Consider the following 15118-nt stretch of genomic DNA (forward strand, 5'->3'; position numbering starts at 1 on the left):
CAGGTTGGGGTAAGAGTCGAGGACCGCGGATGCGGCGAGTGCTGCCAGGATGCGCTAGTGCGCTTCAGTCGAGCGAGAGCGTGCCGCTGCTGACGAATTCCGAGATCGCCTTTGCGAATGCGTCGGGGAGCGTGACTCGCGAAGCATGGATGCGTCCGACAGGCGCATAAGGCGCATCGCCGAGATGGGCGACGAGCTGACTGCCAAGTGCATCGAGCACCGGTGTACGCCAATGCGGTAGCAGCGGTATTGGACTGAGCTGTTCGATGAGTGACCAGACGCGGGCCTGCAGGGACTCGTCATCGTGCACCTGCGTTTCGCGATCGACCAATAGCCATGCCGACCCGGCGGCTTTAGATGGGGTAAGGAGCGACTCGTCGTAAATCCACGTATGGACGAGGTTGCCGAACAGGTTGTCTTTCGGCAGGCGACCGCTGTACTTGTCCAGCCGCCGAGGGTCACCGACGGGAACGGCCGCAACCGGCTGGTTGTCATCGGGATCGAGCAGCGTGAGCTGCCGGATGCCGCCTTCCTGAATGCCCAGGTGTAGCGAGGCATACAGCTGCTGAACGGCGCCATCCCGTCCGAAGACGGAGATGAAGACGAGCTCGCCATCGGGTGCACGTACGCAGGCGTCGACGAAGATGTCCTGCAATTCTTTGATGGGATACAGCATGTGGGTGCTCCAGTGTGAATGTCCGGCGCACCCACCGGGTGGGTGCCCGGGCGGGTTGGGGACAATTCCGAAGCTTCGCGAACGAAGCTGCAGCTGCGCAGACGAAGGCGCCGGAAGAAAGCTGCGGGTGGTGCAAAGGTGCCGCGTGACGGACGACAACGAATCTGCGGCCGGCAGATCAGCGGAAATGAGGGCTGCGAACTACGCTTTCCCCGAACGCCGTATGCGACGATCCGGGAAAGCGCCCCATTCGAGGGGCGCAAAAGGATGTCCGGCAATGAACTCGCCAGTCAACAGCCATCCAGCGTGCCGAGCAGCGCGCGAAGATCACGCGCCTGCCGGGCGGTGACCGTCATCGGCACCAGGGCATCGGGATGCCACGCTTCGATTGCTGCTGCGAGCGGCAACCGTCTGTCGGCAAGCCGTACGAACGCGAGCAGCCGATGCGCAGCGACATGGAGTTTGACTGCGCGTACCGAGACATCGGCGGTCGGCCATGCTGCGACTGGCGTGGCATCAAAGTTGAGGACCTGCCCGTCAATCTCTTCGTAATCGTCGTAGAGCTGCGGCATGTCCGGCGTGTCATCCCACAATGTCCCGGCGTCGAATGCCGCGCGAGCGATGGCGCAAGCTGCGTCGCCGCTGGCGGCGCGAATGCCGATGACGACGCGGTGGGTATGGTCAAAGCTGTAGCCGACCATGAAGGTAGGCAGTGCCTGCCCGGTGAGGCTCATCTCATTCATGACATAGGTGTCCTGGAGGTGCGGTAACCCGTCCCTGCGGGGCGTGGCCCCGCGGGGTTGATGAAGGTGATCCGGGCTAGCGGATCGTGACGATCCGGCCGAGGTTCGGGCCGGGAGTGAAGTCGATGCCCGCGATCGTCGGAACGAACCGGTCCCGCATCAGGATCGTGGTCCGGATCTCGCCCTTGTCGGTTTCCTCGATCTGGACTTCCTGCTCCTTCTGCTTGATGGTGTCGCCGCGGATCAGCAGGCGCGTACCGTCGGCACCGGTCACGACGCCCGTGATCTGCCCGGCTGCGAGCGCGAGCGCAAGATGCCAGTCGGAAAGATCACGTAGTGGACGCCGCGGCGTGACAGCCTTCGTCGCGAACATCGTGGCGAACTGTGGCCACAGCGTGGCGTGTTGCAAGCGTTTCAGCTCGTGTTCGAGCTGCGGCGCATCGATCCGTGTCGACATGAAGGCGTATTCGCCGACCAGCGAAGGGATGCGGTACGGCTCAGCGGTCCAGCTCACCGGCAGTTCGGGCGGCATTTCGCTTTCATGGATGCGCGCCAGGCGCGCGGCCAGTGCGGTGTCGACTCCATCTGCCCGGCGTTTGACGCCAAAAAGCACGAGTTGTTTGAACGTTTGGTCGGGCGCGAGGAACACCTCAACCTTTGTGAAGTTTCGGGCAATCATGGTGGCGAACTCTCGGTCCATCACGTAGTGCGGCACGATCAGGACCAGCACGCCGCCGAATGCGAGCCACGGGACCGTCTTGAGGTAGAAGATCTTCTCGAGACGATCCGGCTGACGCTCGCCGGTCTGTGCCTTGTCCGATACAACATCGCCATACGGTGGATTGAGGAACAGCAGTCCCATGCTGCGGGCCGTGATGAACATGTCGTGGACGTCGGTGTGTGCCACGGTGTCAAGTACTTCCTTCGCGTGCCATGCACGCTCGCGGTCGTATTCGACGCCAAACGCACGGGCCGCATCGGGCATCGGGGAGTGCGCAACAAGCGCAGCCCTAAGTTCCTGCAGCGCGGCACCTTCGCCGCAACAGGGATCGAGCAGCCGCACGGGGCGATCGGGATCGGCCAGCGCGAGCGCCGGCATGATGCGCGCGAGCGTGGCGGCGTCGGTCGGAAAGTACCCGTTCTTCACAAAATTTCTGGCGAGGCGGGGAAAGATCAGGGCCATACGACTCTCCTTTGGGGCACGGGTATGCCGCGGCTGTGAGGCCTGGCACACCGTCGATGGATGGGAATCAGGCCTTCAGCCACGTCTGGCTGGAGGCCTGGAAGGCGTAGCCAAATGCGCGAAGCTGGTCGCGCTGCTGGCGGAACACGCCGCGGTCGACGGTTGGATCGAGCTTTACCGGCTCGCCGGCGACGATCGCATCGGCCAGTTCGGTGCCGAACAGATCGGGCAGATACAGCTCGCCGGAATCGGCGCCGGTTTGCGCGGACGCCGGATTTTCGTCGGCACGCGCGGCGGCTGAGGTACCCGGCGTACGCTCCTCGTCGACGGGGTCCGGCTCCGTCGAGGCGGGCTCGCGCCCGGTTTCGCTGAACGGTTCGTCGTTGTCGAGCTGTACGTCGGCGAGCCTCGCGCGGATTTCGACGGTAACCTTGCCGTACCACACGTAGCTGTGCGGATAGATCTTGTCGATCAGAAAAGTGCCGGTGTACGCGCCGGGCTCGAACTGTTCGAGCACCTTGTCCTTGACCTTGAACTCGCCAACGGACGTCGAGAGTTCACCGACCCGGAACGGGCCATTGCTGCCCTTGATGGTGCGCACGTCAAGCGTGCCAGAAAGCGAAATCATGATGCCTCCACGCAGTGAGGCGGGACCCTCCCTGGCGGGCATGGTGTCCCGCGGGTTGGGAAAGATCGTGCGGATAGACTGTCGCTGCGCGGTCAGGACAGGGCACAGCCGACACGCCGAACGCAACATTGCAGGTCTTGCTGGCAGGTTTTGTTGATAGGGCGATGCGCGACCGATACGGCGAGGCAACAGCCATCGCTCAATCCTGGAAGCTCATGAACGGAGGCTTCCGGCATGTCGGCCAGGGAGCGCGATGCGTCACCCGACGGCATGGATGCATCAGCCCGCGCGTTGCGGACCGCACTCGTCGGCGGTGCGCTGCTCGACGATATGACGGAAGAGGCGAGGGGGAAACCTGAACAGCCGGCCGCCGCTTTCGACGATCCACGTGCGATGGTGTCGACTCACGACCACCGCCTCATTGATCGACAGACCGCTGAGCGTCAGCACATCGCCTGGCGCGAGCGAGCGTGAGCGGGCCGCATGCCAGGCGCGAACCTGCTCGCGCCATGCGGGCGCCGCGGGCGGCACCATGTCGAGATAGGCGAGCGGGCAGGAGTAATACAGCGGTTCCATCTGCTCGCACATATCCTTGTATCCCCAGCCTGCACAGGTTTTGTCCCATGCGAGCAGATCGCAGCCGATGAAACGCATCGGCGCAACGCCCGCGCGACCGATTTCCCAGACGGTCCAGAGTACGTTGCCACTCGTGCAGTGACGAAGGCAGCGACGTGTGAAGCTGTCATGCTCCTCGTCGCGTGTCAGGCGAGCGATGAGTTGCGCGCGCGTCTGTCCATGACCAAACAGCCATCCCATGATGTACCTCGCAAGGTGAGACGAGGCATCGTTCCCGTGGCGGGGCGATGCCCCGCGGGGAAGCACCGTTGATACGGTGCAAGTGATGGAAGGAAGTGAAACCGGCGATCGTGATGCCGGGGTTACATGCGCCGCTGCGCGCGAAGATCGCGACCCATGGCGGTACGAACGGAGCTGATGATGAACACGGTCCAGTCGGCGAAGTACCGGCCATCGAAGACGATGGCCCCCGAGTCGAGCATGAGCTGGATCGGCATCGTGATCTTCCCGGCAGGAACCTCGCCATCCGGTCCGATGACGACGCCCATGTCCGGGAAGAAATGCCGCCCCTCGTACGGATCGAGGAATTCCAGCTCGAGGTCGCGGGCCTCGACGATGTGGCAGTAACGCAGCCGGCCGATCAGCGGTCCGTCAAACCCGGTGACGAGCGGAGATCCAAGTGGATCGTCGCGCCCGTTGAAGAGTCCGAGATAGAGTCCGTCTGGAAGACCGACGCTCTGGCTCATAAAGCGCGGCAACGTGCGCCCGTCACGGCACTGAAAAACCTGCTGCGACGGACCGTCTTCATCGACGGGCCAGTTCGCGGCGCGCGGGAGCGCCTCTGAAATTCGCGCATGGTGTTCCGTTTGCACGCCCGGCCAGCAACGCATTTCGATGTCGCTGGGCTTTCTGACGGGTGGCCGGGCGACGAGGCAGTTACAGCTTGACATGATTTTCTCCTTGAGCAACGCGGAGACGCACCCGTGCGGGGTGCGTTCCGCAGGGTGTAAGAGATAGGCAGGACGTCAGTCGATCGCCGCGAAGATCTCGCGAGCTTCCGGGTGAGACGGCACAAAGGCGAGCAGCTCGTGATACAGGTCCGCGAAGCGTGCTTCTTCCGTCGACCACGCCATGGCGTTCAACGCGAACAGCGTGGCAACAATGCCTGCCGCATCGCTGCTCATCTCGCCGTCATATCCGTTGCCGTCGCAGGTGATGGGCAGCGGATCACTGAGGCGGGGTGCCATATAGAAGGCGCCATTGGACAGCTCGACGTAATCCCAGAATCCACCGTGGTACGTTGCGCACAGTGACGACATGGCCGTATAGACCGCCACTTCGGCGCGGATCATGTGTTTGCCGAAATAGCGCGGCAAGATTTCTATGCGGCGCTCATCCGGCACGATGGTAGCCTTGATCGCGCGTGTTTCGCCGGCTTCAGTCATGACGTTCTCCGAAAAGGTGCGGCGAACGGCTACCCGGGCGGGGAAGCGCATCCCCGCGAGGATTGGACAAAGTGAGGCCCGAAGGCGTGATAAGAGGTGATTCCGGAGCCCGCGTCATGTGACGCGGGAACAGCCGTGCAGACGGTGGCACCGGAAGTGGGCTGTAAAGGTGTCGCCTCGCGTGGCGACGAACGAGCCTGCAAGCTGGCAGGCCAGCAGTGAAACCGTCATGCGTCATGGGCCTTCATCGGCGGCACCTGTCTATGAGAAGGGAATGACGTATGACGCCTGGCAACCGCATCTGCCAGGCGTGTGTCTGGGCCGGAGCAATCGGTCCGGCACAAACGGCGCGGCATGGTGGGGCCACCGCGAACCCGGTGTGGATCGGGGCCAGCGCCAGCTTTCCTGAGCGTTTCGTTATTCGTCGCTCGGGAAAACAGGCGGACCGGTCATGCGAGAAGTCCCCCGCGCGAGGCGGGGGACGAGGGATTGCCTTCACTCGGAGGTGTCGGCGGCACGGCGGGTGTTGGCGTTACTGTGACGGCGCAGTGGCGGATAGCGATTGGTACGCGAGGCAGTGCGTTCAGTCAAAGCCGAGGCTTTACGAGGTTCCTGTGCGTTGCTACTGCTGCCGGTTTCATCGATGTCATCCGTATCGTGCTGATCACGACCGTCTCTCGACGGCAGTTGTCCATTGACACGCTCCGGCGCCTCATCATTTCCGGCGTCCGCGTCATCGCGTTCTTCGCTTTCATCTCGATAGACCTCCTGGCCGTCGACCTTGATCCAGAAGAGCTTCAGCAGGCGCCCCTTGAGCACGGCGCCGGTTTCGCCAGCGCGGTTGCCGGTGCGCTCGAACGTCCGGATGTAGTGATCACCCGCGCGGAACGAAACGAGGACTTTCACATCGGGATCGTTCGCGTCGTCCATCACGGAGCGGACCGCTTCCCTGGCCTTTTCGCCGGCGACGATCAGGTCGAGCGGGAGATAGACGATGCCGTTCTCGACATTCGGATCGCCATGGAACGCGGAAATGGCGCATGCGAGGAAGGGTTTCGCCTTGCTGCGGCCATTGCCCCTGGCGGTCACATCGCGCACGCGCGACAGATACCCGAGGCCACGCAGATGAAGATCGAAATACTTGCGGGGTTCGACTGACTGATTCATGACGATTCTCCAGAACGAAAAAAGGGGAATCGCCAAGGCCCGTGTCGGGGAATGACAATTCCCCAGACGGGCAAGAAGGGAGCTTCCGGTCAAACGACCTGCGGTGGTCCAGACAGTGGGACGAAGCACAACCGCAAAAAGGTGTCGCAAAGCGACGGTGCTGCAAAGGATGCTGAATGGGCTCCAGCGGGCAACTTCAATCGCGAATCATAGCCGGCGAGATCAAAAAATCAAGGTGATAACCGCGCCACATTTTTTTCGTGCGAGACCGGTATAACGGGATTAATGTTGAGGTCACGACGCATCACGCTATCTCACGGTCTGCACGTTGCCGTTACACTCGAACCACGGTCACCACGATTAGCACGACGACTGCGTGAACGGCCCCGAAAAAATGTGTGCCGTCACGCGAGCTCGTCAAATTCGAGCATTGAAGCGGGTGAAACCCCGAGCGTGGCGGCCAGTACGCAGATGTTGTAAAGGGCGATATTGCGCTGACCCCGCTCGATGCCGCCGATGTACGACCGGGCGAGGCCACTTTCGAGCGCCAGGCGTTCCTGCGACCAGCCGCGCGCCTTGCGAAGCGCAATCAGGCGTTTTCCAAACAGGGCAAGCGGGTCGTACTGCATCAATATCTCGAGCGGAGGGATATCGAAGCGTACGGATTTGACCTGTTTGAGGCCACGCTCTATGATAGGACGCACTATGAGTGACAATTATTGCGTCAGTCACAATGGTGCTGTGAAAGCGACGTGGACACCGGTCAGGATCGGGATAGCCGGTGGACCAACCCGATAGACCTTCTTGCCCAACGGGGAGCACGGTGAGTCAACCGGTTTCGAATCTTGATCAGCTGCTGGCGTCGATGCAGCCTGAGCTGAATGAAGGTGTGTATGTCTTTTCCACGGTCCAGGCGGACCGGGACGTGTCGGGACTTGCGCCTGTGGCGACGTTTCGTGAGCGCGAGGGGTTGACCGTCATCATCGATGAACACACGGCACTTCGCGAAGGCTTGCCGGTGCTTTTCCGGGCGGCCTGGATTACGTTGACTGTCCATTCCGACCTGCAGGCCGTGGGACTGACCGCCGCGGTGGCAGAAGCGCTGACGGAGGCCAGCATCAGTTGTAACGTCGTTGCCGCGGCTTTTCACGATCATATTTTTGTGCCGGTCGAGCGGGCGACGGATGCGCTTGCGCAACTTGCCGGACTTCAGGTGCGCGCAGGGCAGGCTGCGGTGGGATGAACGTTGCGGTCTGAACGTGACGCGCCGGCTGGCGCGTCACCCATCGGCGTTACGCTGAACTGCAGCGAGAAAATTCCTGACGGAATGCGTCAAAGAGCTGGGAGATTCGCTCGGCTGATTCGCCACCGGGAATCCGCATGCGGCTTGCCGTCATGTGAGTCAGTATCAGCGGTGATGGTTCGTCTAGGGCGAGAACTGCAAGAATCTGGTCACCCACGTCCGGCGTGGTGATACCTGCCATGTCCCGGCCGAGGAGGGCGGCGCCGCTGATGTCGGGATCGTGGTCGTGTCGTTCGATCAGATCGAAATTGTCGTCGGCATACAATCGTTCGAGATTCCCCGCCTCGCCGTACCAAGCCAGCAGAAACAGCAGATCGATCGCATCCTTGCGATCGATCGCGTGACGATCCTGCCAGGCGATTAACTTGAGCATCGCCTGGGAGGGTAATGAGGCGACGGGGACCACGAGATCGGCGTCAATGCGAACGGGAACAGCCGCACGCAGTGCCTGTTCGAAGCCGGCGACATTCATTCGGACAGCCTGATCGGGCGGCCAGGCAATTTCGCCGCCTTCGTCGGCGATGCGCCCGAACGGAACGATGTCGAGCCAAGTGCGAGCGCCGGTATCGGGTGCCCGGTAGTGCAAGCGGTGGGCCGCGTTACCTCGTTGCTCGAAGTGTCCGGACGCGACCAGCGTCAGCCTCAATGCTTCGTGTCCAGCCCAGCTCTCGATGGAAATGCCGATATCGATGTCCGCGGTCGCGCGCGTCGGTTCAATGTCATGGACGTGTGTGAGCAGGATGTCGCGAGCGCTTGCCCCACCGACGAACCACAGGATGCCCTCGGCAGAGGCTGCCGCTGTCACTTCACGGAGGAGGGCAACCATTTCCGGTGGAAACGGGCGATGGGGGCACGGATCAAGAGGACAGATATTGTTCACGCAGCAGGCGGGCCGTTTCGAGGTTGCGAGAGTCGCCACTCGCAACGAGATCTGCGTAGGCGAGCAATGGCGGGACGATGTTCTGGGGAAGCTCGGGTGCAGCCGCGAACTCGATCGGCGATTTCAGGAATTCGACATTTCCATCGCGATCAGGGCGCAGTCGCGCCTTTGCGATCCACTCTCGCGGCACCTGATCGGCGCAGTATACGGTGAATGTGGCTGGTTTCAGGTATTCCGTGAGGATCGCCGCTGCAGGCTCACCGCCAAACCGACAACGGTCGGGAAGCTCGGGAACGTTTCGCCACCAGTCGGGCACGTCCGTGCGGAAGCGTCCGAGCTGAAGCGTTCCACGCAAGAGCGTGGGGTACAGCGTCGTCCATTCGTCGATCATCCGACTTGCGTCCGTGAACTGCATACCGCGCCCGCTGGGACGTTCAACGAGATCCCGGCGGCCAAGCATTCCGTGAATCGCGTTCTGAACGGTTCCGTGACTGACGCCGGCGACCTGAGCGATGTCGCGATAGGTGTTTTCCAGCAGCGACGGAACGGCGAGCAGGGCGAGGGCCACGCGCAGCGTCGACTTGGTCCAGGTCCGGCTCTGCGTCTGTTGGCTTTGATCCGGACGCGGGCGTCCAGACACAAGAATGACGTTATCGGCCAGAAGGATGCTGGCGTTGCCGGCGAGGTCAAGGGCATCGACCTGCAGTTCGCGGCACGCGTTGATCATATTGGGGGACAGATACGACGTCACGAGTAGTAGCCTTTCGGCCTTGCTGGGGGCAGCCTGTGCGCGGATGGCGGCAAGGGTGCCATAGCGGTCGATGGTCTGCTTGACGAGCGCGGGACGTTTGAAGCGACGTGTGCCAACGTGAAACTCCAGCACGGCATCCGCCCCGGACCTGGGTAGCGCTTTGCGAGGGTGGACGGCGATACCGGTCGCGTTGCCGAACGCGGTTGCGGCAGCTTCCACGAGGGAGGGCGGATCGTGATCGGGAGAGGGCATGGCACGTCCATGGTTTGTCCAATAAATTGAATTGTACACGTTACGTGGACGGCACAAAATTGTAGACGAATGAGACGGTTGTCCAAAATATGGTTATGTCCACGTAACGTGAACATCACCATATTTTGGACAAGACTGATGTGCGATCCGATGATCCCCGCGAGGAACGTAGAAGGTCGATGTCCGTCTTGCCCGGCGACTGCGGGATCGGGTGCGGGCGCTATTTCTCCCGGGAGCCGTGATTGACGTCGCCGCTTACAGGGTCGACGCCTCGGCGCGGGCTGACGGCATTTTCCTGGGACGGCCGGGCTGCCCCGAAGTGCGCCATCCGAGGTGGACCGCCTGGCTCGGCTCGAACAGCACGTGCCTGCCAGCCTGCAGCGCGAAACACCAGTGCGTTTTCCATGTGGTCGACGACGGTATAGGGAGGGTCGGGATGCCAGTGCAGGAGCACGAGCCCACCCGGTGTGTCGGCGAAAACGGCGGGGACGTGTTTCGGATCGACGAATTGCAGATAGATCTTCTGTCCGTCGTCGAACACCTGGTATGGCTCGATTTCGGCGGCACCGGTCAGACGCCAGTCGAAGTCGTAGGCCGGTCCCGTCACGACCGGCGGTTCGGCGTAGGCCGACTGCAGCAGGCAGCTGGCGAGCAGGACGGGCACGGAAAGCAGGGTGGTCGCATGTTTCATCGATGGCAGCTCCCGTCAGTGACGCCGGGTGGCAGCATCATGTCTCGCTGCGTGATGAATGTGATGCGTTGACCCGGCTCCAGCCTGAGCGTCGGCTGGATATTCATGTTGCGCTGGAGGATGGTTTGCGTCGTCTGCGACAGTGATTGCGCAGCGGCCGACGAGAGGTCCGTCGCCACGCCGCCGTTGACGTTGATCGTCGTACCGTTCGACTGGCTCCGATTGTGGCCGATCCAGGCGGCGACGCCGGCGATCAGGAAGGTCGAACCGAAGATCCTGAAGAAGTGGTTGTTGACGTCGGCACTCACGCCTGCGTCGCCATCGGGGTCGTCGCCCGTCAGTCCGTCGAGTCGCATCGTCGCGTGGCGGAAGATGATCCGAGTGGCGGCCATCAGCATCAAGTCCTGGCCGATCGCCACATCGTTGTTGGTTCGGCCGAGAATGCGCGTGCCCTTCGGGATGAGCTTGCAGCTGCCGTCAATGCTGTCATAGATGTCGCGGTCGACCATTGCGCGAAATGTGCCGGGCATATCGCTTTTCGCGCCCTGCAGGATGACCGTGGGAATGGGCGTGCCGCCCATGACCATCCAGGGCGAGTCGATCGGTACAGGAACGAGCGGCTTTTCGTCGTCCGCCGCGTTCGACTGCTGTTTCAGCCAGTCGGCGTTGCGTCTGGTATTGGTGGTTGCAGCGCTTGTCGGCGGCGTCATCGTCAACCCTGTTGCCGGATCGCCTTCGCTACCGGGATGCACAGCGGCTATCGAAAGCGCATCGCGATTTTCGAGGCTACCGGCCATGCGATCAAGCGCTGGGCCGCTACCGTTCTGGTCCGATGTCCGGCTGGCACTACCCGCCGTATCTTCGTACGCGACAAGCGACTGGCTTTGCATCGCTTCGATCTGGCGTTGCAACGCGAGCCGGTCTGCATCGCTCGCTGATGACTTCTGTCCGGGCGTGCGATATCCACCGGGCAGTGGGCCGGCGTCGTCGCCAGGCGCGCCTTTTGGGATGCCGTCGAGCGGTGTGCCACCCAGTGGTGCGCTGGGCGCCGACGCGGCGCTTGCCGCGCGGGCCAGTGCGAGATTGTGCTGATCCTCGAGGCGCGTGCGCAATGCGTCGGCCGAGGCCTTCGGCTGCCGCGCTTCGGCCTCGAGCTGTTCGCGCTGGCGCCGCTCCGCAGCGGTCTCGTGAGGATGGGATAGCGCGCGCACAAGTACGATTGCGAGCAGCGCGGAGAAGAGGGCGATCACCAGCAGTTTCGCGAGGTTGCGGCGAATGCGCGTCAGCCGCGGTGGCTCGGGGGTGAGCGGGGGCGGCCTGTGACCGTTATGTTGCGGGGCGGCCATGATCACGGATTCCCGTAGACGTTCTTCGTATGCGCGGCGTCGCAGCCGAACAGTCCGCAGCCTTTGCCCCGACCGTTGAAGATCCGTACTTCCTGCCTGCCTCGCTTGAGCAGCAACCCATAGGTCGCCGTCTGCTGCACCTCGTAGAAGTCGTTGCCCAGCGGAATGAAACTGGCGATTTCGGCTTCGCCCCTGTCGTCCATCAACAGGATTGCGGGCAACTGTGCCTGATGCGGGAACTGGAGATACGTGAACCGTCCGTCGTCGAAAACGATCACGGGCGCGAACGGCGCATCGCCTTCGATGCGGTAATCGAAATTCGCGTGGTCGAGCGCAATGTGAGGACTGCCAGGGGAGGACGGTGATGATGACGATCCGCCCGCCGACGAGGCGTCCTCCCCATTGCGCCCGTCTATATGCGGTACGTTGCCCGGGTATTCGATGCCGAACGGGGACGTCTGACCGGCCGAAGCCTGAGCATCGGTGTCCAGGTAATGCCAGGAAACCCGCTGATACGCTTTGCCGTCAGCGGACGAGCGCAGGTCCAGCTCATAACGCCGACGGGATGTAATGATCGTCGCGGCATTCTCAAGACCGGGCAGACGCGCCTCGATAAAGACGTCGCGCTTCGTGAGTGCCGTATGTTCGAGCCAGCGCTTGCCGGTGTCGGACAGATAAACGCCGACCACTTCCTCGTCTGGCGCGAACACCAGATGCGTTTCCTGACTGGTCCGCACGAGGATCGGGTACAGATAGTCCGGGTCGTAGTCGTAGACAACGAGCGACGTGGCGTCAGGCGACGGATACGGTCCATTGATCGGCAAGCGCGGTGCAGAGCGTCGCTGACTGCGCGTGGATGAAGTTACTGGTTGCGAGATGTCGGTTTCAGTGTGCTTGCGCACCACGAAGGGGGCGCTGGCCGGCAGCGGTGACGATAGAACCGGTGACGACGCAGCGGATTGCCCGTATGCGGTTGCAACGCTCGCAGCACAGAGCATCGCAAGACACGTTGCGCATGCAATGACGTTCATGGATTCGCTCCGGGATTGACGCCGAGGTAGGGCGTGATGCTGAAGTGGGTGATGCGCAGCCCGATCGGGTTGTCCTTCTCTTCGCCGGGCTTTAGCGTCTCTGGAGCAAGCAGGAAACTGATCGTGAGCAACATCTGTTTCGGTCGCGACGGCTTGCCGTTCACGCTTTCGATCAGCGTGAAGATTAGATAGGCGAGTTGGCCGTCGGGCGAGAACGACGTCGAGTTTTCGATGAACTCGCGCGTAAGACCGGGTGTCTGCACCACGCGCTGGGCGACCGGATCGGTTACTGTGACGTAGGTTTCGAGCTCCCGTGTGGCCGCGCCCGACGTCCACCCGACCGCAGCGGGGATCTGGTGCGTGAGCGTGTCCTGGCTGTCGGCCTCGATTGTGAAGACGCGCGAGGCCCATTTGACGAGGAAATAGCGCCTGTTCGCCGCGGAGGCCGAATACGTTTCGGCGTAGCGATCGGACACCCACACCGCCCCGGTTTTCTCGTCATGTTCGACGAAATAGGGGCGCGGGCCGCTGTGCGCGCTTTGGACGATCAGGGCGGTGCACTCCCCGGCGGCGATAAGAGCAAAGACCAGTGCGGCCTTGATGGCGAGTCGCTTTTCCCAGACAGGGCGCTGGAACGCCGTGAACCACGCGGCGACCCCTTCACCGGTGTTCGGCGGGGCCGGGAGATCGGCACCGGATGTCACAGTGCGCGGCGAAAGCGATGGTTGTTCTTCGTGCATCGCTTACGCTCCTGCACAGGTCCGCGCCTGCGGTGCTACACTGAACCCCAGTTCACCTGCTGCAAGGGTGCAGCCATGGCCAGACTCAAAATCATCCTGCTGTATTTCGTAGTGCCGATTCTCATATTCGCGGCGTTCGTCCTGTACCAGGTCGGCGCGCAGCATTTCGGCGTCGCGATGCTGCTCGCGGGCGCGGTCGTATTCCTGATCTGGTCGTGGGTCAGCACGACACCGAAACAGATGAACGACTCGCTCCGCGATGCAGAAGACGGGCGCAGGCAGGCTGATGCTTACTGGAGTTCGATCAATTCGATTCGCGAGTTTGAGCAGCGACAGCATCGTCGGTAACCTCCATTACTGCAGTATCTTCGGGGTAATCCGCCTTCCGATTGCCCCCTTGCCAAATCCACCAAGACCGCCCGCACCACCACCAGATACCAGTCCTTTTGCGATATCCGGTACCTGCCACATCATGTACGCACCGACGCCGCAGACGAACGCGAGCGCCAGCATCGCCAGGTAATTCGTTGCGTAATACGCATCACTATTGGTGCCGCTTTGTGTTGCAGTCTGTTGAACGAGACTCTGAATGCCAGGCAGGGCGCCGCTCTCGACGATCGCCATCATCAGCCACGCGATGACCTTATATAGACCCGCGGAGACCGTGAACTTGAGCCATCCGTCGAACAGGAATTCGCCAGCGGACAGCACATACCAGGGAATCAGCACGGGCCCCAGACAGAAGGCGATGTCGAGCAGGAACGAGCCGAACTGCACGACCACGACAAAGATCAGCGTCATCAGCACGATCGCGACGATCGCGAGTGCCTTGGCGAGGAATGAGAGCAGGACCAGCGGCAGGTTCCTGATGAGCGTCCAGATCGAACTCAGGCCGGCGGAGTCCGGACCGTTGTCGCTAGCCGCACCACACTCCTGATGTTCGCTATTGGGGATCACGACACCGTCTGGGGTGACGTCTGGTACTTCCTGACAGACCTGTGCCGCTTGGGTGCGCGCCCCCTGCATGATGGTCGACGCGGCATTGACGAGCGCGCGTAGCAGGTCGCCCGGATTGCCTTCGCCACCCGACACGCGTGAGGCCATCGTCTGCATGTTGTCGACGAAATAGCTGTGAACGGTCCCGCTCCAGGCCGTGAGCATCACGAGGATGACGGCGCACTTGATCAGGTGGCGGAACTGGTTCGCGAAGAAACCCGGGAAGTCGCCTTCAAGCAGCCACAGAAACACGTGCCATGTCGCGATGATCAGTCCGAGGGCCGCAAGCAGATCGAGACCGTCGGACACGAACAGCGTCTGCAGGCTCGTTCCCTTCGCCTGCATGACCGTGAACAGCGCGTTCAGTACCGAGATGACGTCGTTCATGACTCAGATCCCACACATTGCGCAAGCGCTTATCGCAGCCCACCTGCGACGCGCACCAGTGCCAGCAGGGCAGCGAGCGGCAGGGCAATCCAGCCGGCCGCAAAGACCTGCGGGCTGTCAACCTGTACGATCAGCAGGCCTGTGAGCAACGACAGACGCACGTTGCGCGTAATCCGCCGGTCGAACTTCCACTGAACCGCGCGTTCGTCATCGGGCCGCCGGCGGCGCAACCGGTAAGCACGAAGGTTCATCAGAACGACCCGCAGTTCGGCGGGCGTTCTGCACAGCGAGCGGATCAGCCAGCGCAGCAGCACAATCGGCCT

General features: G+C 62.2%; 19 protein-coding genes. 2 read left to right on the plus strand and 17 right to left on the minus strand.

Annotated features, from left to right (window positions below; all coding sequences use genetic code 11):
- Positions 1-64: 64 nt before the first annotated feature.
- The 9 genes from O1Q03_RS13150 to O1Q03_RS13190 all read right to left on the minus strand — a co-directional run bounded on the left by O1Q03_RS13150 (position 65) and on the right by O1Q03_RS13190 (position 7047).
- Positions 65-676, minus strand: coding sequence for a hypothetical protein (locus O1Q03_RS13150; RefSeq protein WP_269503949.1), 612 nt, complete (start codon positions 674-676; stop codon positions 65-67).
- Between the two features lie 290 nt (positions 677-966).
- Positions 967-1419, minus strand: a complete 453-nt coding sequence (locus tag O1Q03_RS13155) for a hypothetical protein (RefSeq protein WP_269503951.1) — start codon at positions 1417-1419, stop codon at positions 967-969.
- A 76-nt stretch (positions 1420-1495) separates the two neighbouring features.
- Positions 1496-2653, minus strand: a complete 1158-nt coding sequence (locus O1Q03_RS13160) for a DUF6094 domain-containing protein (RefSeq protein ID WP_269503952.1) — start codon at positions 2651-2653, stop codon at positions 1496-1498.
- A gap of 16 nt (positions 2654-2669) precedes the next feature.
- Entirely contained in the window at positions 2670-3230 is a 561-nt protein-coding gene (locus O1Q03_RS13165; RefSeq protein WP_269504074.1) for a DUF3275 family protein, read from the minus strand.
- A gap of 279 nt (positions 3231-3509) precedes the next feature.
- Complete coding sequence (locus tag O1Q03_RS13170; RefSeq protein ID WP_269503953.1) at positions 3510-4046, minus strand: hypothetical protein; 537 nt, start codon at positions 4044-4046, stop codon at positions 3510-3512.
- A gap of 122 nt (positions 4047-4168) precedes the next feature.
- Positions 4169-4756, minus strand: coding sequence for a hypothetical protein (locus O1Q03_RS13175; protein WP_269503955.1), 588 nt, complete (start codon positions 4754-4756; stop codon positions 4169-4171).
- Between the two features lie 75 nt (positions 4757-4831).
- Positions 4832-5251: an antirestriction protein gene (locus tag O1Q03_RS13180; RefSeq protein ID WP_269503956.1), complete on the minus strand. Its 420-nt coding sequence runs from the start codon at positions 5249-5251 to the stop codon at positions 4832-4834.
- Between the two features lie 495 nt (positions 5252-5746).
- Positions 5747-6418: a DUF3577 domain-containing protein gene (locus tag O1Q03_RS13185; RefSeq protein WP_269503958.1), complete on the minus strand. Its 672-nt coding sequence runs from the start codon at positions 6416-6418 to the stop codon at positions 5747-5749.
- 404 nt (positions 6419-6822) lie between these two features.
- Positions 6823-7047, minus strand: a complete 225-nt coding sequence (locus tag O1Q03_RS13190; protein WP_041746185.1) for a helix-turn-helix domain-containing protein — start codon at positions 7045-7047, stop codon at positions 6823-6825.
- 194 nt (positions 7048-7241) lie between these two features.
- Here O1Q03_RS13190 and O1Q03_RS13195 point away from each other — a divergent pair, with 194 nt between their 5' ends.
- A complete protein-coding gene (locus O1Q03_RS13195) occupies positions 7242-7661 on the plus strand; it encodes an ACT domain-containing protein (protein WP_269503960.1) in 420 nt (139 codons plus the stop codon).
- 49 nt (positions 7662-7710) lie between these two features.
- Here the strand turns inward: O1Q03_RS13195 and O1Q03_RS13200 are convergent, their stop codons facing one another.
- From O1Q03_RS13200 to O1Q03_RS13225, 6 genes are all read right to left on the minus strand, one after another.
- Positions 7711-8547, minus strand: a complete 837-nt coding sequence (locus O1Q03_RS13200) for a nucleotidyl transferase AbiEii/AbiGii toxin family protein (protein WP_269503961.1) — start codon at positions 8545-8547, stop codon at positions 7711-7713.
- 31 nt (positions 8548-8578) lie between these two features.
- A complete protein-coding gene (locus O1Q03_RS13205) occupies positions 8579-9604 on the minus strand; it encodes a type IV toxin-antitoxin system AbiEi family antitoxin (RefSeq protein WP_269503962.1) in 1026 nt (341 codons plus the stop codon).
- A gap of 220 nt (positions 9605-9824) precedes the next feature.
- Positions 9825-10295, minus strand: a complete 471-nt coding sequence (locus O1Q03_RS13210) for a TrbG/VirB9 family P-type conjugative transfer protein (RefSeq protein WP_269503963.1) — start codon at positions 10293-10295, stop codon at positions 9825-9827.
- Positions 10292-11641, minus strand: coding sequence for a TrbI/VirB10 family protein (locus O1Q03_RS13215; RefSeq protein ID WP_269503965.1), 1350 nt, complete (start codon positions 11639-11641; stop codon positions 10292-10294). The genes O1Q03_RS13210 and O1Q03_RS13215 overlap by 4 nt, the downstream gene beginning before the upstream one ends.
- Before the next feature lie 2 nt (positions 11642-11643).
- Positions 11644-12672 (minus strand): TrbG/VirB9 family P-type conjugative transfer protein, encoded by a 1029-nt coding sequence (locus O1Q03_RS13220; RefSeq protein WP_269503966.1) that lies wholly within the window; start codon positions 12670-12672, stop codon positions 11644-11646.
- Complete coding sequence (locus O1Q03_RS13225) at positions 12669-13412, minus strand: VirB8/TrbF family protein (RefSeq protein WP_269503967.1); 744 nt, start codon at positions 13410-13412, stop codon at positions 12669-12671. Before O1Q03_RS13225 ends, O1Q03_RS13220 begins: the two co-directional genes overlap by 4 nt.
- 75 nt (positions 13413-13487) lie before the next feature.
- Here O1Q03_RS13225 and O1Q03_RS13230 point away from each other — a divergent pair, with 75 nt between their 5' ends.
- A complete protein-coding gene (locus O1Q03_RS13230; RefSeq protein WP_269503968.1) occupies positions 13488-13760 on the plus strand; it encodes a hypothetical protein in 273 nt (90 codons plus the stop codon).
- Between the two features lie 6 nt (positions 13761-13766).
- On the opposite strand, the gene O1Q03_RS13235 is transcribed toward O1Q03_RS13230, so the two are convergent.
- Both O1Q03_RS13235 and O1Q03_RS13240 read right to left on the minus strand, forming a co-directional pair.
- The gene (locus O1Q03_RS13235; RefSeq protein ID WP_269503969.1) at positions 13767-14795 is read right to left on the minus strand and encodes a type IV secretion system protein; all 1029 of its coding nucleotides are present in this window, start codon (positions 14793-14795) and stop codon (positions 13767-13769) included.
- Positions 14796-14824: 29 nt separating this feature from the next.
- Positions 14825-15109: a hypothetical protein gene (locus O1Q03_RS13240; protein WP_203438505.1), complete on the minus strand. Its 285-nt coding sequence runs from the start codon at positions 15107-15109 to the stop codon at positions 14825-14827.
- Between the last annotated feature and the right edge of the window lie 9 nt (positions 15110-15118).

It is taken from the genome of Burkholderia sp. IMCC1007, assembly GCF_027257875.1.
Taxonomy (GTDB): domain Bacteria; phylum Pseudomonadota; class Gammaproteobacteria; order Burkholderiales; family Burkholderiaceae; genus Burkholderia.